The 17,770-nt window shown below is 28.8% G+C and carries 18 protein-coding genes; 10 read left to right on the forward strand and 8 right to left on the reverse strand.

What is annotated here, in order from left to right; genetic code table 11:
- Together GQF29_RS10840 and GQF29_RS10845 are read left to right on the forward strand one after the other, a co-directional pair.
- A complete protein-coding gene (locus GQF29_RS10840) occupies nt 1-1,191 on the forward strand; it encodes an alginate O-acetyltransferase AlgX-related protein (RefSeq protein WP_008787342.1) in 1,191 nt (396 codons plus the stop codon).
- Between the two features lie 259 nt (nt 1,192-1,450).
- Nucleotides 1,451-2,281 carry a PD-(D/E)XK nuclease family transposase gene (locus tag GQF29_RS10845; RefSeq protein ID WP_008787343.1) on the forward strand — a complete coding sequence of 277 codons (831 nt, stop codon included), beginning with the start codon at nt 1,451-1,453 and terminating at the stop codon, nt 2,279-2,281.
- A 301-nt stretch (nt 2,282-2,582) separates the two neighbouring features.
- Here the strand turns inward: GQF29_RS10845 and GQF29_RS10850 are convergent, their stop codons facing one another.
- From GQF29_RS10850 to GQF29_RS10865, 4 genes are all read right to left on the reverse strand, one after another.
- Nucleotides 2,583-3,947, reverse strand: a complete 1,365-nt coding sequence (locus GQF29_RS10850; RefSeq protein ID WP_017143932.1) for a beta propeller repeat protein — start codon at nt 3,945-3,947, stop codon at nt 2,583-2,585.
- Between the two features lie 563 nt (nt 3,948-4,510).
- Complete coding sequence (locus tag GQF29_RS10855; protein ID WP_008787345.1) at nt 4,511-4,963, reverse strand: dUTP diphosphatase; 453 nt, start codon at nt 4,961-4,963, stop codon at nt 4,511-4,513.
- Nucleotides 4,964-5,014: 51 nt separating this feature from the next.
- A complete protein-coding gene (locus GQF29_RS10860) occupies nt 5,015-5,581 on the reverse strand; it encodes a manganese efflux pump MntP (protein ID WP_008787346.1) in 567 nt (188 codons plus the stop codon).
- Between the two features lie 174 nt (nt 5,582-5,755).
- Nucleotides 5,756-6,352 carry a YigZ family protein gene (locus tag GQF29_RS10865; RefSeq protein ID WP_008787347.1) on the reverse strand — a complete coding sequence of 199 codons (597 nt, stop codon included), beginning with the start codon at nt 6,350-6,352 and terminating at the stop codon, nt 5,756-5,758.
- Between the two features lie 108 nt (nt 6,353-6,460).
- On the opposite strand from GQF29_RS10865, the gene GQF29_RS10870 reads away from it, so the two are divergent.
- Together GQF29_RS10870 and GQF29_RS10875 are read left to right on the forward strand one after the other, a co-directional pair.
- On the forward strand, nt 6,461-7,324 hold the full coding sequence (locus GQF29_RS10870; RefSeq protein WP_017143931.1) for a DegV family protein: 864 nt from the start codon (nt 6,461-6,463) through the stop codon (nt 7,322-7,324).
- Nucleotides 7,325-7,339: 15 nt separating this feature from the next.
- Nucleotides 7,340-7,615, forward strand: a complete 276-nt coding sequence (locus tag GQF29_RS10875) for a hypothetical protein (RefSeq protein WP_008787349.1) — start codon at nt 7,340-7,342, stop codon at nt 7,613-7,615.
- 155 nt (nt 7,616-7,770) lie between these two features.
- On the opposite strand, the gene GQF29_RS10880 is transcribed toward GQF29_RS10875, so the two are convergent.
- From GQF29_RS10880 to GQF29_RS10890, 3 genes are all read right to left on the reverse strand, one after another.
- Entirely contained in the window at nt 7,771-8,376 is a 606-nt protein-coding gene (locus GQF29_RS10880; protein WP_008787350.1) for an HD domain-containing protein, read from the reverse strand.
- A gap of 17 nt (nt 8,377-8,393) precedes the next feature.
- A complete protein-coding gene (locus GQF29_RS10885; RefSeq protein WP_017143930.1) occupies nt 8,394-9,209 on the reverse strand; it encodes a Cof-type HAD-IIB family hydrolase in 816 nt (271 codons plus the stop codon).
- Nucleotides 9,210-9,299: 90 nt separating this feature from the next.
- Nucleotides 9,300-10,205, reverse strand: coding sequence for an AraC family transcriptional regulator (locus tag GQF29_RS10890; protein ID WP_008787352.1), 906 nt, complete (start codon nt 10,203-10,205; stop codon nt 9,300-9,302).
- A 433-nt stretch (nt 10,206-10,638) separates the two neighbouring features.
- Between GQF29_RS10890 and GQF29_RS10895 the strand changes: the two genes are divergently transcribed.
- The 3 genes from GQF29_RS10895 to GQF29_RS10905 all read left to right on the forward strand — a co-directional run bounded on the left by GQF29_RS10895 (nt 10,639) and on the right by GQF29_RS10905 (nt 15,083).
- Nucleotides 10,639-11,244, forward strand: a complete 606-nt coding sequence (locus GQF29_RS10895) for a hypothetical protein (RefSeq protein ID WP_008787353.1) — start codon at nt 10,639-10,641, stop codon at nt 11,242-11,244.
- Nucleotides 11,245-11,257: 13 nt separating this feature from the next.
- Entirely contained in the window at nt 11,258-12,250 is a 993-nt protein-coding gene (locus GQF29_RS10900) for a helix-turn-helix transcriptional regulator (RefSeq protein WP_008787354.1), read from the forward strand.
- Nucleotides 12,251-12,464: 214 nt separating this feature from the next.
- On the forward strand, nt 12,465-15,083 hold the full coding sequence (locus tag GQF29_RS10905) for a PRD domain-containing protein (RefSeq protein ID WP_008787355.1): 2,619 nt from the start codon (nt 12,465-12,467) through the stop codon (nt 15,081-15,083).
- 23 nt (nt 15,084-15,106) lie between these two features.
- Here GQF29_RS10905 and GQF29_RS10910 read toward each other — a convergent pair whose 3' ends face one another.
- On the reverse strand, nt 15,107-15,529 hold the full coding sequence (locus tag GQF29_RS10910; RefSeq protein ID WP_008787356.1) for a DUF3284 domain-containing protein: 423 nt from the start codon (nt 15,527-15,529) through the stop codon (nt 15,107-15,109).
- Between the two features lie 302 nt (nt 15,530-15,831).
- Here GQF29_RS10910 and GQF29_RS10915 point away from each other — a divergent pair, with 302 nt between their 5' ends.
- The 3 genes from GQF29_RS10915 to GQF29_RS10925 are packed head-to-tail and all read left to right on the forward strand — an operon-like array spanning nt 15,832 to nt 17,757.
- On the forward strand, nt 15,832-16,146 hold the full coding sequence (locus GQF29_RS10915) for a PTS sugar transporter subunit IIA (protein WP_008787357.1): 315 nt from the start codon (nt 15,832-15,834) through the stop codon (nt 16,144-16,146).
- A gap of 11 nt (nt 16,147-16,157) precedes the next feature.
- Nucleotides 16,158-16,457: a PTS sugar transporter subunit IIB gene (locus GQF29_RS10920; RefSeq protein ID WP_008787358.1), complete on the forward strand. Its 300-nt coding sequence runs from the start codon at nt 16,158-16,160 to the stop codon at nt 16,455-16,457.
- Between the two features lie 13 nt (nt 16,458-16,470).
- The gene (locus GQF29_RS10925) at nt 16,471-17,757 is read left to right on the forward strand and encodes a PTS sugar transporter subunit IIC (RefSeq protein ID WP_008787359.1); all 1,287 of its coding nucleotides are present in this window, start codon (nt 16,471-16,473) and stop codon (nt 17,755-17,757) included.
- Nucleotides 17,758-17,770 lie beyond the last annotated feature (13 nt).

The following is a 17,770-nucleotide window of genomic DNA, read 5'->3' on the forward strand; positions in this document are numbered from 1 at the left end:
ATGAAACAGTTTTTTATAAAAAAAGAAATAACTGCAGTTATTTTTATCATTAGTCTTGTTACTTTTTCAGTTATAAATTGTATCTATTCATGGCCTTTTTTAAAAGAAGAATTGACATCAACAATATCAACCCAAGATATTGAAACAAAAATGAATAATGATCTTTATCAAAAAAATTCATACATAGAGAGTTATGGATTTATACAATCCGTATTAGGAAAAAGAGAATTTAATAATTTTGAAGTGATAAAAGGTACTGATAACATGTTATATTTAACAAGTCAGCAGACTAAGCCACGGGATACCTCCATCATTGTGGAAAGAATGAAACGTCTACAAGATGCTGTTGAGAATAATAATGGACAACTTGTGACTTTAGTACCTCCAGATAAATATTTAGAAGGGAAGTCAGCTTCTTTAGATGGATATCCATCTTCATTTAATAATGAGACAGCTGATAGATATGTACAAGGTTTAAAAGATAAAGGGATTGAAGTCTTAGATTATAGAGAATATTTTCAAAAAAGTTCTTTATCTATTCAAGATATTTTTTATCAAACAGACCATCATTGGAAAATAGAGTCTGCATTCTTAGCGACTCATGAACTCATTAATTACTTAAATGAAAAGGATTCATTAAATTTAGATCCAGAGTATTATTATCGTGATATAAACAACTACAATCAAATGACATATAAGAAGAGTTATATAGGTTCATTAGGGCGAAAGACGGGTAAACTATATAGTGGTGTTGAGGACTTTACACTCATATATCCAAAATATGAAACTTCATTTGTGTATGATATGAATCATTATGGTCAAACGACTCATCGAGAGGGAAGAATGGATGATACCTTAATTAACCCATCTTATTTTGTAAACATTAGAAAAGATTATCTAAGCCCACAATATGATTTTTATGCCGCTTATTTGGATTATAATTGTAGCTATGCAAAAATTGTGAATAATAATAATCCTACTGGATTGAAGGTAGCATTTTATAAAGATTCTTACTCATTACCATTAATCACATTCTTTAGTCAAGTATGTAGTGAGATTGAGATTATTGATCCACGTTATTATGATGGAAATATAGATAAATATTTTCATGAAAATGCGTTTGATTACGTTTTTGTATCTATATCTCCCGATCTTATTTATGAAGATTCATTTCTGTTTTATCAAGAATAATTATAAATCCAGAAAAAGTTATTTCTTGAAACTATTGGCAACAATAGTTTCTTTTTGTTTGGCCTTTGTCAAGATCACATCTCAATTAAATAAAATTCACTTTTTTATAAATAATAGAAGAAAAATAGCAAAGAAATGATGAATATATAAGTAGGGGAATCTTTTTGAGTGTTTACTTTAAGCAATTATTGTGGTATATTGTTTATAGATAATATCTCTGCTTAAGATTCTCTATATCTTAATAGGGGAGGTTGATAATGTGTTCGTATGTGAAAGGAATACTGAATATCTGGATGCTATTTCCAGACTCAAGGTGATTGATGATGATTTCATGAGGATTGTCTTCAAGGATAAGGAGTGCCTGACTCAGTTTCTTGAGATTATCTTAGAAAGGCCTATTGAAATCATTGAATGGCATGTGCAGTATGATATCAATAATATTCTTGGAAGGTCTATCAGTATTGATGTCTTTGTCAAAACTGAAAATCATTATATCAATATTGAAGTGCAAAGAGATTATACCGGAGCCAATCCAAGACGGGCAAGATTTCATGGAAGTCTGATTGATGCCAGTACATCATATCCTAAAGAAGAATGGAAGGACTTGCCTCATATGATTATCATCTTCATAACAGAAGAGGATGTCCTAGGATATGAGCTACCGATCTATCATGTTCATAGGACAATAGATGAGAATAACCAGATATTTGATGATGGAAGTGAAATCATCTATATCAATGCAAGTATTCAGGAAGATAATGCCTTAGGGAGATTGATGCATGATTTTCTATGTAGTGAGACAAGTGATATGCATTATGAGTTTTTAAGGAAAAGAGTGAGTTATTTTAAAGAGACAGAAGGAGGGAGAAAAGAGATGTGTGAAATCTGGGAAGAGATCAAAAGAAAGGGTAAGCAAGAGGGTATTCAAGAGGGTATTATTGAAGGCGAGGCAAGAGGAGAAATGAAAGGAATGGTAAAATCAATACAAAAGTTAATGAGTAAAAAAGGATATACATTGGAAGAAGCGTTTAACTTTTTTGATATACCAGAAGAAGAACGCTCAGTATATATACAAAGAATCATTTCATAGTTATTGTTCAAAGAGGATTAATCATTTGAATAAATTTATTTTGTCCTTTTATGTTTAATTTATTTATTACGATATAAATATAGAAACATGAAGAGAATATAATGATTTCAATTTAAAATACTATTATTTTTTATAACAGAATATAATGCTTTATAATGTAGACTACTTATCTATCGTGTTTATAGAATAGATGAAAATAATTATATGTCAATATTGCTTGACTATACAATAAAATATCCTCTTAGATACAAAGAGAGCAGAACTATTAGACTAACTATAGTTTTGCTCTCTTTTCCAATAATTATTGTTTTGTCCATGTTTGTCCTAAATCTTTAGAACGATAAATAATGTAATCTGTATCACTATCACTTTGTGAACCTTTTGATACTTTCATAATATAGTGACCATTGTCTTCATAAGGAATTTGTAGATAATCATAATCTCCAGTATTCTTTAATTTAATTTGTTTAAATGTTAAACCACCATCTTGAGTTCTATAGACTTCACAATGATCATTACTGGCATTTGTTATACTTATAAAACCAAGTTTTTGATTAAAGAAATGAATACCATTAGCAACACCAATATTATCTAAAAATGGATTTTTATTAATAACTGTTGTTCCATTTTCATCTATTTTCTTCAAACTATAGAAACGACTACCTGCTGCAGCATCACTTACATATAATTCGTATGTTATATTCATGATCTTACTCGAAAGTGAACCCGAATCTTGAGGTACTTCTGATAGAGGTGGTGTATTCTGTTGAGGAGATGTTTCTGGAATTTTTTCTATATCATTGACGTAAATGTAACGGTAAGGATTGGTTGTTCCACTCATGATAGGTTCAATTGAAATCGTATAACCAATGATTTGACGTGTTTGTAATGGTGTAATCATGTGTCCAGTTTTATCAATATAACGGATTCCAGTATTGTTGTATCCCCAATCTCTTTGTCCAAAATAAAGTATATGATAGAGTTCTTGATTTTTAATAAAACTTTCTTTATAAGGAATAACCTTTAAAGCATCTAATAGAGGTTGAAAATCATATTTATCATCAAAGTCCATATCTAAATAATTATTTAAATGAACAACAACTTTATTTTCATTATTTTTTTGATAAGAGACAAGATATGTATTTTTATTATTGTCATATATCATAAAGTGAAAAGATTGAATAATACCATCATTATTATATTTTAATTCAAAAGAATCATTTAAATAAATTTTATTTGAAATATCAAATTCTTTAATGAGATCATCCATAAATATAAGAAAACCGCCATCAAATAAATTATCATTTGTTATAGTTAATTGCTTTTTATTAAAGAAATCATTAAGATAAAATCCTAATTCACCTTCATAGCGAGTCGCCATATGAAAAATCTTATATCCACTCCATGATGTTACAACAAGCATAACAACAATAGCAATTTTAAGGTAATATTTATAAGAGATAGTCATTATCTCTTTTTTCTGGTAAGCAAAAATAATACTTATGATAAACCATATAAAGAGTGCAAAACCACAAACAGTTAAGATTATTATTTCACCTGAAAAGAATCCTCTACCATATTTACAAAGTTGATATAGGATATAAACAAATATCATATATATAAATATAAAAAAGGGATTGAGTAAATTTTTAATAAATATTTTCATGTCTGTCACATCCTTGGACTTATTTTAACATATCTTAAATATAAAACATATAAAATAACACTTAAAAATCAATTGATTAAAATAAAAATATATGATAAATGAATCATAAAATGTCTAGTTTTTACACTTTCATAAAAGTGATTAGTGCGATTAAATATCCCTGCTAAAATGTAAAGTGCTATTCAAGCAATTAATCAATTTTATGTGAATTTAAGTGGAGGTATTGCTAGACCTGTGACTGAACTCTATAGTGTTGATCTCAATTTAACATTTCAGGAATTTAATAATTATAAAAATAGTCTTAATCGAAAGTCAAGAATCAAATAATTTGAAAGAATATGTGGATTGTAAACAATATATTTTTAATAAAATGAGTATAAGGCTTACATCTTTTGGTTTAATATTATCAAAGTTGAAAACGGAAATAAAGAGAGGCTAGGGCACAGGCTGTGTGGTGCTGTTGTCGTTACAACTACATTGAGATGAAACCTTATAAATACTGAATATACAAGATATCATGTTCTACATAGGATGTGTTATAGAAAAAATCCTCATAAAGAGGATTAATCGTTTTGATAATTATCAAGTATTTCATCTATTTGAATTCCTAGAGCAAATCCTAATGTGAAATAATCGTCAATTGTATTTTGATAATCTTCACTAGAATAATGACTTTGAACTTTTAAGATAGAATGGTAAATCTTAAAAAATAAAGAATAAATATCAGTAGCTATAGGTAACTCATTATAATTTTTTATACTATCTATTCTCAATTCATAACCTATCGACATCAACATTGTTAAACCGCTTAGATAGTCCTCTAACAATTGTTGATGAATAATAGGTTCTTCTTTTTCCCAAAATAAATAACATCTTGAATCTTGAGAAACCTCTGCTAAATCATGTAAGAAGGATAAAATCTTTTGGTTTAATCTTTGTACATTTAAAATTTCGTTTTTTGTTGTTTGAAGTTCACGATTTATATAGACTTCATACAATTTTGCAACATCATGCATAATATTCACCTCTATCTATAATTATACCCACGAATATGAATTCAATTTGAATTAAAGAATCAATAATCCTAAATGTTCCAATAAAATTTTAAGACCCATTAAGATAAGAATAACACCACCAGTGATTTCAGCTTTAGATTTATATTTAGAACCAAATACATGACCAATCTTGACTCCAGTCATAGATATAATTAACGTTGTCACAGCAATAACTATGACTGCATAAACAATATTGACATTTAAAAATGCAAATGTCACTCCAATAGCTAAAGCATCTATTGAGGTTGCAACTGCTAAAGGCAACATAGCCTTGAATGAAAAATCAGGAACACAGTTTTCCTCTTCCTCACTAAAAGCTTCTTTTATCATATTAATACCTATTAAACCTAATAAAATAAATGCTATCCAGTGATCAATATTTTCAATCTTATTTTTAAATTGGACTCCTAAAATATAACCAATTAATGGCATGAGACCTTGGAAAGCACCAAAATATCCACCACAAATCAAAGCATGTTTCCATTCTAATTTTCTTGTTGATAATCCTTTACAAACACTCACTGCAAATGCATCCATTGCTAGTCCTACGCCAATAATGACGATCTCAATAAATCCCATAAGTTGCCCTCCTCGCATACATAAAAAAAGACATGGCTGTGGTATCCACAGACAAGTCTCATCATTTAAAATCGTGCCAGATAAATAGTTATCGATGTGTTGACATGATTACACATTATATGTGCTAACTACTCCCTCATCATGCAAGAATTATAACAAGTATGCAGTATTTTGTCAATTTTCTTTTTCTATGTAATCACTACCGATTTTTTCATAGGAAAATTGATTACTTGTTATTTCTTGGATTTGGTCTAAAAAAGATGTATTCCTTAAATAACAAAGGTATGAGACTTGTTCATTATATTCTTGAGATAGGCATTTTATGTTTTGTTGTTTTAATAAATGTTCAAACTTACGTGTATGTGAGTAATCAATAAATATTTTATACAAATCAACCAACTCTTTTTCAACAATCTCAGCATGTTTTAAAGCTTCAGCAACACTTTGAGTATAAGCTCTAGTTAATCCACCAGCACCTAGTTTAATACCTCCAAAATATCTTGTAACAATCGCAATAATATTTGTAAGGTTTTGCATTTTTAAAACATTAAGCATAGGCATTCCCGCTGTTTGGGAAGGTTCACCATCATCATTTGCACGTTCATGAGAGCCAATGATATAAGCTACACAATTATGTGTTGCTTCTAAATCACTATATTGTGCTATAAGACTTTTTGCTTGCTCAATATCACTACATGGAATTAAGTGACAGACAAATTCCGACTTTTTGATGACAATTGTATGAGTTGTTACTTCTTTTACAGAAATCATTTCGTTCACCTTCTTTTTCTTTATTATATATGAATTCATTTGATTGTCAAAAATGAATTAATGTTTTATAATAAGGCTAAGTTAAAAGTAAAGAAATGGGGGATAATAGTGAGTAAGATAGCTATTTTATCGGATAGTGGTTGTCAAATTGAATTAGGTCAGTATGAAAACCAAGGAATTTTTATTGTACCATTATGTATTACAATGGAAAATGAAACATATTTGGATCAAAAAGATATTTCTAGTATTGAGGTTTTTGAAACAATGGATAGAGAAAATATTATGGTGATGACTTCTCAGCCACCAACAGGTGAGATGGTTAAGATCCTTCAAAAAATTAAAGATGCAGGTTATGATGAAGTTATTGGATTACCAATAGCTACTGGTCTTTCTTCAACATTGAATGGAATGAAAGTTGCTGCAGATATGGTTGAAATACCTATTACCTTAATTGATACTAAAGGAACTGCAGGAAATCATAAGTATTTGACTTTCACAGCAGCAAAATTAGTACAAGAAGGAAAAAATGCCCAAGAAATACAAAAGATTATGGAGAGCATGGTTGAAGATTCAGGAACAATTATTGTTGCACCAAATCTTGATCATTTAAAAAAAGGTGGAAGAATAACACCAGCAGTTGCTATGTTAGCAGGAATGTTAAAGATAGTTCCAGTTATGGAATTAAATTATGATTTAGGTGGTAAAATTGATACTCTAGCAAAAGTGAGGACTTTATCAAAAGCCAAAGCAACTGTTGTCAATCGCATGATTGATTTAGGTGTTACTGCAAAGCAATATAAAGTGACAATAGAACATGTTCTATGTGAAGAGTCTGCATTAGAAGTGAAACAAATGATTTTAGATAAAATTGGTGATATTGAATTAGAAGTTAGAGAACTTCCTGCAGTTGTTGGTGCTCATATGGGTGTAGGCGGAATAGGTGTTCAATATATCAAAAAATACGTAGGATAATAAGGAGGTCTTATTATGGCTTTGTTTGATGATTTAACAAAAAAAGCTGCTAAATTTACTGAAGAGGCAATTGATAAAACACAAGAATTTGCAGGAACTGCAAAGATTAAATTAAAGATTAAAAATCTTGAATCTGATCGTGATGATGTTTATAGGGAACTTGGTAAATATTATTTTCAACTTTTAGAAGATCAAAATTCTATTGATGCTGAAGTTTCTGAAATGAGAAGTCGGATATATAATTTTGATGCTGAAATCAATGAATTAAAAAAAGAAATTGATGAAGAATAGAATATAATTTTAAGAGAACTCGGTTCTCTTTTTATTTGGTTTATTATTTATCATTATTTGTTAAATACATATAGTGTAATTAAAAAATGAAGTAAGTATATTTTAGGTGAAAACTAAAATATACTTATTTCATCAGATTCCAAAGTCAATGCTACTTACTTGAAAATACATGATTCTATATTTGGGAGAAGGGTATATATGGATGTACCTATCATTTCTTCAAAATATGCTTTATAATTATATGTTTGATTCCAACGCTCTACTGTAAAAGGATAAATACCATAACGACGAGTTGTGTCGATAAATCTTTTTTCAAGGATGCAAAAACCCTGTTTGTCAGCTAAAGCATCACAAAGTATAATCAGTTTATCATAATCATCATAATCTATGTTTTCTAAATAATGTTTCATAAATTGATACTGTTCTTCGGTAATATCTTTTTTTGCGATATCAGCTTCAATATCTTTTATGGGAAATGAATGAGTGAGACATACTTTTGCAACTTCTTTCCAGCCTTTTGACATAGCATAATCATATCCATCAATTGTATGTTTTAATGCAGATATACCATTTCTACGACCTATATCATGCAAGAGTCCATATATGTAAGCTTTATCTGCATTTAGCATTCCACATGCCTCAGCAATATATTTTGCTGCTAAGCCTACATTATATGAATGAGCAACCCAGGGACCAGGATTGAGGATACTTGCCATTTCAATTTCTCGCTTCGCTACAGCTATATCAATATTATCAATCATCTGTCTTTTGAACCTCCTTATATTAATTTATGTCGAATACAATAATGATAGATACCTTCTTCTGCAACATGACCACATGTATCATCTGCTATTGCTTTTAAGTCGTCTGAAGCATTTTCCATCGCAACACCTAAACCAACTGATTGAAGCATTTCAATATCATTATTCCCATCTCCGAATGCAAGTGCTTCTGATTTATCTAAATGATAATACTCAAGAATTTTGTTGATTCCAACCCCTTTGCCACCATTTGCTGGAATAATATCGACAGCTCTATCCCACCAGGCAGTTATTTTTGCATGGGACACATTCTTCATTAATTCTGAATAATCTTTTTTGCAGCATCCTACTAATACTTGATAAATTTCTTGATTATTGAGGACATATTCAAAATCATCAGCAATATTGACTTCAAGATTTGCAAAAGAGTGATATTGCACTAAATCATTATCTTTTCCGTTTGAAATTAATCTTTCTTTTGTAGCAATTGATACTGGTCTATTGATAGATGATGCATTTTTTATAATCTGTTTTACATCTGTGGTTAAAATTGGATTGCTAAAGATAGATTCTCTTTTATTAAAACAATATGAACCATTAAATGTGAGAAAAGCATCAAATTCTATTTCATCAAAGTGTGGTAAACCCAAAGGACTTCTTCCAGTCGCAATACAAAGAATAATCTTTTTTTGTTTTAAGCGTATTAAAGTTTTAAGTGTGTTTTCAGATATGCATTTTCTATTCATATCGATGAGAGTACCATCAATATCAAAAAAAATGATTTTTATATTATCCATGTTTATAAGTGATTTTTCTGACTTGATTTTATTCATTCTCAAATTCTCCTTTTTTTGATAACTTCACAATATTGATTGTCATTATTATAATAAAAATTTCCTTTCTATAACATCATATTTCTGCCATTAAAAGTTATATTTCTGCCATTTATAACGATACTGCAAGGGAGTACATCCAAATTCTTTTTTGAATAAATCTGAAAAGTGGCTGCTAGTCCCTAAGCCACATTCATAGCCAATCATAGTCACTGGTTTAGAAGTATTCATGAGCATTGCACATGCTCTTTGTAACCGATAGCTATTTAGATACTCCAATGGACTCATATGAATACATTCTTTAAACACACGAAAGCATACCCTTTCGCTTACAAAGGCAGAACTAGCAATATTTATTGTTTTTATTTTTTCATGATAATGTTCATGAATATATATCATCATTAATCTCATTTTATCACTGTTATTATCTATCTGTATATTTCTTATAGGTTTGGATATTTCAAATAAATGATACCATATTTCTGAAAGGCTATTTCGTAATTTTAATTCATATGCAAAATCACTTTCATGGATATCGAAAGATTTTGAAATCAGATTTAATAGATCTTTATGATTATCATTATCTGGATATAAAGGTATTATTTTAATCTGTTTAAAGTTTATAAGTGGGTTGACATATTCTGTTTCAATTTTACCACCTTTTTTATCACTAATAACAGAACTATCAAATAAATGCAAGAATTGAATAGTAGCATTTTTATTATCAATGACTTTGGTCATATGAAGTGCATTACTATTGATAAATCCTCCTGAACCCTTTGGAAATATATATTCACCATCAGATGTATAATATATAAGAGAACCACTCTCAACTATAAAAACTTCTACTTCTTTATGCCAATGCCAAGGGACACAACGATTTGGAAATTTATCTAATTCTGCACATGAACTCATATAAGGGAAAGAATCTGTTATACTTGAAAATAATTCTTCTTTAGTACCACAATGAAATTCGATTTTTTGAATATTCTTCATATTATTTTCACCAACTTTATGTCTATTCTATCATATATAAATCAAAACGTAATGAACTTAAATCATAATTATAGATAATATTTAAGCGATGTAGTTTCAAGAGTAAATAATGATGATCTAAAAAAGAGCATAGGGGGATAAAGTATATCAATATTATGAGAATAACTCGTTACTTTGTCAAAAGATATAGAAATAGTGATAGAGAAGAGTACAATAAATCAGTTGTATGAACAGCAATATTTTCTATTTCAAAAACTGATAATATTAAGAAATCATTGTGTCAAAATAAGAAAGAATAAAGAGAAGTTTAAGACTATAATTTTTATGGTTTTAACTTTTTTTATTTTAAAACCTAAAAAACGGTGTTAATATAGGTATATATAACTCATTAAGTTCGTATACTTAGTATAATGAAAGCGAAGGAGATGGGATTATGAGAAAAGACTATAAAACTGTAAATGATATTCAATTGGGAGAAAAGAAAGATTATTTATTAAAGATAAGTAGACGTAAAGAATTAAAAGAATTAATTTTTGATTGTTTAACAAACAAACAATTTGAATTATTATTGAGTGATGAAAAAATAAATAAATTATTTTATATTGATGCATTAAAAGCACTATATAAAGCAACAGATTATGATTCATTAGAATATCATTTAATTATGATGAATTCATTGTTTAAATATCAAAGTTATATTGATTTAAAGAAACAATTGCTTGAAAAAATATGTAAAAAAGCTATAACAATTAATGAATATTGTGTTTTAAGACAATTGATAGATTATCAGGCAATATCATTTGAAGATTTAATTTCTAAGCTCCATAACTACTATGAAGTAGAATATGAAGAATGTGCAAGAATCTGCTTATTAGAAGATCATTATCATTTAGCATATCTTTATTTAAAGAAATTAGAAGATTGTCAAGATGAATACTTATTAGATTTGTTATGTAGTTTTAGTTTTTATGATTACGCATCACTTATGAGACATTATGCAAAAAACAAAAGAGGTTATCAATTGGCACCAACGCATTAGGAGGGAATAGTATATGGGAAAGAGAATGTATTATGTTTTCAAAATCATTCAAGAAGCTCAAGGAAAATCTATTACAGGTAAAGAAATACTGAAGTGTTTAGAAAAATATGATATATATGTGGATATTAAAACGGTTTATTCATGTATTAGAAATATTAATGATTTCTTTCAAGACTGGCTAGGACATAATATGATAGCGAGTCAACGGAAAAGTGGCTTCATGATTGAACATGAATTCTTTACTGATGGAGAATTACAATTTCTATTAGATAGTATTGCCTTTCATCAGGACTTACAATTTGAGGATAAAAACATATTAAGAGATCGTTTATTATTATTGTCATCTGTTCATCAGCAAAGCCGTCTCATAGACTTTAAACCAATTCAAAAAGAACTTTCTTTTTCTTTGTTTTTAAATCTTTCAACAATAATGAAAGCCATTGAAAACAAAACCATTCTCTCATTCCAATATATAAACTATGAAGTCAAATATAATCATTTAGTAGAAATACCATCCCAAAATGGAAACCATAAAACAGACTATATTATTTCACCATATCAGATTGTTTCTACAAATAATCATTATTATTTAATTGGTTATAATGAAAAATATAAAGATCAATTAACAACATATCGTATTGACCGTATGCGTACTATTAGAACGATTCGCCAACCATTTGTAGAAATCAGAGAGCAATTTGATATGCGAGATGAAATTGAAAAAACAACAAATATGTACATAGCAAGTCCTCGTGATACATTACAGATAGAATGCAATAAAAAGCTACTCAGAGAAGTTACATCACGTTTCGGTGAAAATTTAAAAGCGAAAAAACTTTATCAAGATCATTATTTAATTACTGTTGAAAATATTCCTATCTCAGATGGATTGATTGGTTGGATTATGATGATGCAAGATCAGCTCAAAGTCTTAAAGCCAGAATCATTACAAAAAGAAATTAAAAATAGAATAGAGAAAATGGTAAATATTTATCAAAATATATAATAAACTATCAAAATCAAAAAAGAGTATTTGGAATAATTATTTTAATAATATTAAGTTTTTTTCAAATAGAAAGAAATTCACTTATTTTTCTTTAAATATACCATAGGAAGTATCATAAAAATTAAGTATGATATAAAAATAATTTACCTTTTTTGTCAACTTCTATATAATAGGAGTATATTCTGTATAAATAATGGGAAGAGGCGAGTGTATAATGAAAACAGCAAAACAACTTGTTTATGATTTTGTACAGCAGAATGCATATCGGAATGAAAAGGGAATTGATACTTTAGCAATAGCTAATGAATTAGGGATGTTACGAACAAATGCAAGTGCATTATTAAATGAACTTGTAAAAGAAGGAAAATTAATCAAGACATCAACAAGACCAGTGTATTATCGAGTATTGGATAATATAAGAGATAATGAAGAGATGAGTTTTCAAACATTGATTGGCTATGATGGCAGTTTAAGAAAAGCTATCCAATTAGCAAAAGCAGCAATTCTTTATCCTAATCAAAGTTTAAATGTCTTAATATCATGTAAGGTTGGTTGTGGAACAACATCTTTTGCCTATGCAATGTATTGTTTTGCAAGAGAAAATGGAGTTATAAAAAAAGAAGCTCCATATGTTAAAATCAATTGTCGCCATTTTTCTAAAAATATTTCGGTTTTAGATAATGAATTATTTGGAATAGGTCATGATTTAAATAAAAGTTGTTTTATGAAGGCCAAAGGAGGAGTCTTATTTTTAGATAATGTTGATTTATTAGATGCAAAACAACAAAGTCAACTCTATACTTTTTTAGAAACAAATATAATTTATTCTGAAGATGGAACAAAATCTAAAGAATGCAAAGATATTTTTGTAATTATTTCACAATCACCTCAAAGTAATATGCAGTTTGAAAGAATTATACCAGTAATTATAGAATTACCTGAATTAAAAGATAGATCTATTAAAGAACGTTTTGGATTGATAAATCATTTCTTTTCTAATGAGGCATCTCATTCTATGCGGTCTATTGAAGTTACCTCTGAAACAATCAGAGCTCTTTTATTAAGTGATTTTGATTATAATGTTAAAGAATTAAAGTTTGAAATTAAAGCAGCTTGTGCAAATGCCTATGTAAGGGTTGTTAGAGATATTCATCAGAATATTCAGGTGGTTGTCAATGATTTTAAAAATCAGGTACGTAAAAGTTTAATCAAATTAAAAAATAATCATATCGAAATAGAAGCTCTATTAGATTCTCGTAATGTTCTAATATATGATCAAAATGATGGATATCAAACAATAGATACAACAAAACATGGGAATGATATGTACTTAGAGATTAGTAAACAATATAATGAATTATTAGAATTAGGAATTAATGATCATGGAATCAGTGATGTGATTACAACCCATATTCAAAACCTGTTTAAAAAGTATAATTATTTAAAGAGTTATGATAGTTCATTAAATTTAAAACAGTTATCTAAGATTGTTGATAGTAGAGTTATTGAAATAGTCAGTCATTTTTTTCAAACATCAAAGAAAGAATTAGGTAAAAATTATCGAACAAATGTCTTTTATGGATTATGCTTACATATTAATTCAATTATATCTTTAAAAGAATCACAACAAAGAATTACCAATGACCAAGTTGTTCAGATTATTCAAGATCATCCTTCTGAATATGCTGCTAGTGTTCAATTGGCAAGTATTATTAAAGATGAATTTGATTTAGATTTGCCAGTACATGAAGTGGCATTAATAGCAATGTTTTTAATTGAAACTGAGGATCAAACAAAGAACAATCCTGTTTTGCTTTATATTTTACATGGTGAAACAACTGCCTCTTCGTTACGTGATACAACCAATAGCTTAACACAATGTTACAATGCATATAGTTATGATTTGGCATTAAATATTGATACACATAAAGCAATGGAAGAAATCAAAGATTTAATTATGAAAATAGATAAAGGTCAAGGTGTTATTGTTATTTATGATATGGGGTCTATTAAAACAATGCTAGAAACAATTGAAGAAGAAACAAATATTAAAATAAGACTTATTAATATGCCTATAACTCTTATTGGTATAGATATTGCAAGAAGATGTTCGATGGAATCCGATATTGATTATATTTATCATTTGACACATTTAGAAATGAATAAAATGCGTAATTATGAAGAAAAATTAAATCAAGTAATTGTGACATTATGTCATACTGGTGAAGGTGGAGCTATTCAGTTAAAACGTTATATTGATCAATACTCAAAGCTTAATATGAAAACTATACCACTTGCTATTTCAGCTAAAGATGAATTAATTCATGAAGTTTCTGAATTAAGAAAAACATATGATATTCATTGTTTTGTTGGAACATATGATCCAAAGATATTTGGTATTCCATTTATTCCTATTTCTAAAATATTTGAAAATTCTCAAGAAGAAATAGATCGTATCTTAATGTTCGAACCTATATCATCCTCAACATTTAATTATGAAGATGTTTATCAATATTTAAGTGAACAATTTAAATATGTTTCTATTTCTAAATTAAAAAGTATCTTACCAGGAATTATTGATGAGTTAAATACAATCTATCATTTTAATGAAGATCAAAGAGTAGGATTATTTATGCATATGGCTTGTCTAGTTGAACGATTATTAGATGGAAAACAATCTGTACCTAATATAGAGAAACAAAAAATATTATCTGTATTTCATGATGAATATCAATCTCTCAGTAAAATTTTCAAACCATTAGAAAAAGCTTTTCATATTATTATAGATGATAATGAAATGACAACAATATTAATGATTATCAAAAGAATATAAAAAATAACATCCTTTACAGGGTGTTATTTAATATTTAAGATTGTATTTTCAATATCATAAATAGCCTGAGTCATACGACTTAAATAGATGGCTTCATGAAAATGACGTGAAAGTTTATGATGTCTTTTTTCTTCAAAACTTTGAATGTGTTGAGTCATTGTTATTTGAAGACCTTCATCGACAGGTTTTGTGCGATACTCAATTGATGTACTATCAGACATATATATCACTTTAAAACGATAACATTCATCTCTTACATATTGTTGAATATAAATTTCAGTAACAAGTTTAGATTGGGCATCCTCCTTTTTGTATTTGAGTCCTTTTTGAATATCACTTGCTGAAATTTTTTTGTGTTGAGAGTTTTTAATGTCTTCGATAAGCTGTTGTTCTAAATAGTCATAAAATTGTTCATTTGTGATTTTTATTGTTCGTATTATTTTCATGTTTTTATTATAGCATAAGTGAAATAATGAAAACATAGCTTGGGAATGGTTATAAAAAATGCTTCTTTTTGTATACATTTCACTATAGTAATTATACACTATTTCTGTTGATATACAGAATACTATACACAAACATGTATTGTCTCAAGAAATCAGGAATGATATTTCTTTGAGACTTTTTTGTCGCTTATACACTTTTCAATAACTGTATATAAAAGTAAATTGAATAGATTTTGGTAGCCTTTACAAAAAATAGGAATGCTCCTAGAATAGGTGTAAGAAAACAAAAAGGAGGTCATCACATGGATGAGAATAATGCAACTGATTTAATGTCAATGACAATTATTGCCAATTCTGGGGACGCACGTTCATTTGCATTTCAGGCATTAGAATCAGTTAAAGCAGGAAAGTTAGAGGAGGCAGAGGAATTATTAAAAAAATCTGATGTTGCAGTTAATTTAGCTCATAAAGCTCAGACTGATTTATTGGTCAAAGAAGCGAGTGGAGAAAAGCAAGATATTAATATATTACTTATTCATTCTCAAGATCATTTAATGACGAGTATGTTAGCTAATGAATTAATCAAAGAAATTATATTACTTTATAAAAACAGATAGGAGGAAGGAAGATGAAAATTTTATTAGTTTGTGCTGGTGGTATGTCAACAAGTATTTTAATGAAGAAAATGGAAGCATACTGGAAAGAAAATGGAGAGGAGCTTGAGATTAAAGCAGTAGGACTTGCAGAATATCAAGATATTTGTTCAGGTTATGATATTGTGATGGTTGGTCCACAGGTATCGTATCGTTTAAATGAAATTAAAGAAAACACAGGATTGCCTTGTGCTGCTATTGAGTCATTTGATTATGCAGTGGCTAATTGTCCTAATATTATGAAGTTAGCAAAGAAATTATATAGTGAAAAATAGGGAGGAGAAAATTATGGAAGGATTATTTAATAGTAGATTTATGGTGAAGCTCCAGGATTTTGGGCAAAAACTTGGAACAAACAAATTTCTTAGTGCCTTGCAAGGTGCAATGATGTCTATGATGGGTGTATTGATGGTTGGAGCTGTATTTCAGATTATCTGCGCGATAGGTCCAATGTTAGGAGTTTTTGAAAATGGAGATACAATTTATAACTTTTTATATATGCCATATAATTATACAATGAATTGTTTATCTGTATGGATTGTTGTTGTGATGGCATATACATATGCTAAAAATTTAAAAATGAAGTCTCCATTAATAACTGCGGTTGACTCAACAGTCTGTTTCTTAGTAGCAACTGGTGCATTTATGGCTTTAGAAAATGGAACAACTGCATTGAATATGTCTTTTTTAGGAGCATCTGGTATGTTTACAGGGTTCTTGGTTGTCTTTGTTGTTATACATGTAGAAAAATTCTGTGCTGATAAGAATATCCGCATTAGAATGCCTGATGTTTGTCCACCATTTTTAGTAGATGGCTTCTCATCTATTTTACCATTGTTATTTAATGTTGTTATCTTTATGATTATCTCTTTTGGTATTTCTAGTGTGAGTGGTGGTGCTTTAAATTTAGCAAGTGGTATTATGGCAGTTTTAGCTGCTCCATTAAGTGTCTTAGTTTCTGTTCCAGGTATGTTTATTATTGGTATCTTTGCATCTTTGCTATGGTGTTTTGGTATTCATGGAACAATGATTGTTTATCCTGTTTTAATGCCAATGATGATGACTGCATTAGCAGAAAATGCTGCACATGCAGCAGCAGGAGAGCCTTTAGTCTTCTATCCAGTTGCTTTGTTTACAGCACTTCAATGCTGCGGTGGAACAGGGAATACACTTCCATTAGCTTTATTTGGTTTGCGTTCTAAATCTAAACAAATTCAGGCGGTTGCTAAAGTTTCAGCAGTTCCAGGATGGTTTGGAATTAATGAACCAATGACATTTGGTATGCCTATTATGTTCAATCCTATTCTTTGTATTCCTTATGTTTTAAATATACCTCTTGTCATGTTATGTTATTACATTGGATATCAGACAGGATTTATTATTCCAGCATGGATTCCAATTATGTCATTAATGCCAATGGGTTTTGCTCAATACTTAGGTACGTTAAATTGGACAAATGCAATTTGGGATTATATTATGTTAATTCCTACAGGATTAGTATGGTATCCATTCTTTAAGATTTATGAAAAACAATTGGTTGCTAAAGAAGCTGCTGCAGCCCAAAATGAAGCATAATAGAAGGGAGAAA

Source organism: Coprobacillus cateniformis (assembly GCF_009767585.1).
GTDB lineage: Bacteria > Bacillota_I > Bacilli_A > Erysipelotrichales > Coprobacillaceae > Coprobacillus > Coprobacillus cateniformis.

What these genes read in the sequence shown, in the direction of transcription:
- GQF29_RS10840 (WP_008787342.1), top strand. Translation starts at nt 1, where the DNA reads ATGAAACAGTTTTTTATAAAAAAAGAAATAACTGCAGTTATTTTTATC.
- GQF29_RS10850 (WP_017143932.1), bottom strand. Translation starts at nt 3,947, where the DNA reads ATGAAAATATTTATTAAAAATTTACTCAATCCCTTTTTTATATTTATA.
- GQF29_RS10855 (WP_008787345.1), bottom strand. Translation starts at nt 4,963, where the DNA reads ATGCATGATGTTGCAAAATTGTATGAAGTCTATATAAATCGTGAACTT.
- GQF29_RS10860 (WP_008787346.1), bottom strand. Translation starts at nt 5,581, where the DNA reads ATGGGATTTATTGAGATCGTCATTATTGGCGTAGGACTAGCAATGGAT.
- GQF29_RS10865 (WP_008787347.1), bottom strand. Translation starts at nt 6,352, where the DNA reads ATGATTTCTGTAAAAGAAGTAACAACTCATACAATTGTCATCAAAAAG.
- GQF29_RS10875 (WP_008787349.1), top strand. Translation starts at nt 7,340, where the DNA reads ATGGCTTTGTTTGATGATTTAACAAAAAAAGCTGCTAAATTTACTGAA.
- GQF29_RS10880 (WP_008787350.1), bottom strand. Translation starts at nt 8,376, where the DNA reads ATGATTGATAATATTGATATAGCTGTAGCGAAGCGAGAAATTGAAATG.
- GQF29_RS10885 (WP_017143930.1), bottom strand. Translation starts at nt 9,209, where the DNA reads ATGAATAAAATCAAGTCAGAAAAATCACTTATAAACATGGATAATATA.
- GQF29_RS10890 (WP_008787352.1), bottom strand. Translation starts at nt 10,205, where the DNA reads ATGAAGAATATTCAAAAAATCGAATTTCATTGTGGTACTAAAGAAGAA.
- GQF29_RS10895 (WP_008787353.1), top strand. Translation starts at nt 10,639, where the DNA reads ATGAGAAAAGACTATAAAACTGTAAATGATATTCAATTGGGAGAAAAG.
- GQF29_RS10900 (WP_008787354.1), top strand. Translation starts at nt 11,258, where the DNA reads ATGGGAAAGAGAATGTATTATGTTTTCAAAATCATTCAAGAAGCTCAA.
- GQF29_RS10905 (WP_008787355.1), top strand. Translation starts at nt 12,465, where the DNA reads ATGAAAACAGCAAAACAACTTGTTTATGATTTTGTACAGCAGAATGCA.
- GQF29_RS10910 (WP_008787356.1), bottom strand. Translation starts at nt 15,529, where the DNA reads ATGAAAATAATACGAACAATAAAAATCACAAATGAACAATTTTATGAC.
- GQF29_RS10915 (WP_008787357.1), top strand. Translation starts at nt 15,832, where the DNA reads ATGGATGAGAATAATGCAACTGATTTAATGTCAATGACAATTATTGCC.
- GQF29_RS10920 (WP_008787358.1), top strand. Translation starts at nt 16,158, where the DNA reads ATGAAAATTTTATTAGTTTGTGCTGGTGGTATGTCAACAAGTATTTTA.
- GQF29_RS10925 (WP_008787359.1), top strand. Translation starts at nt 16,471, where the DNA reads ATGGAAGGATTATTTAATAGTAGATTTATGGTGAAGCTCCAGGATTTT.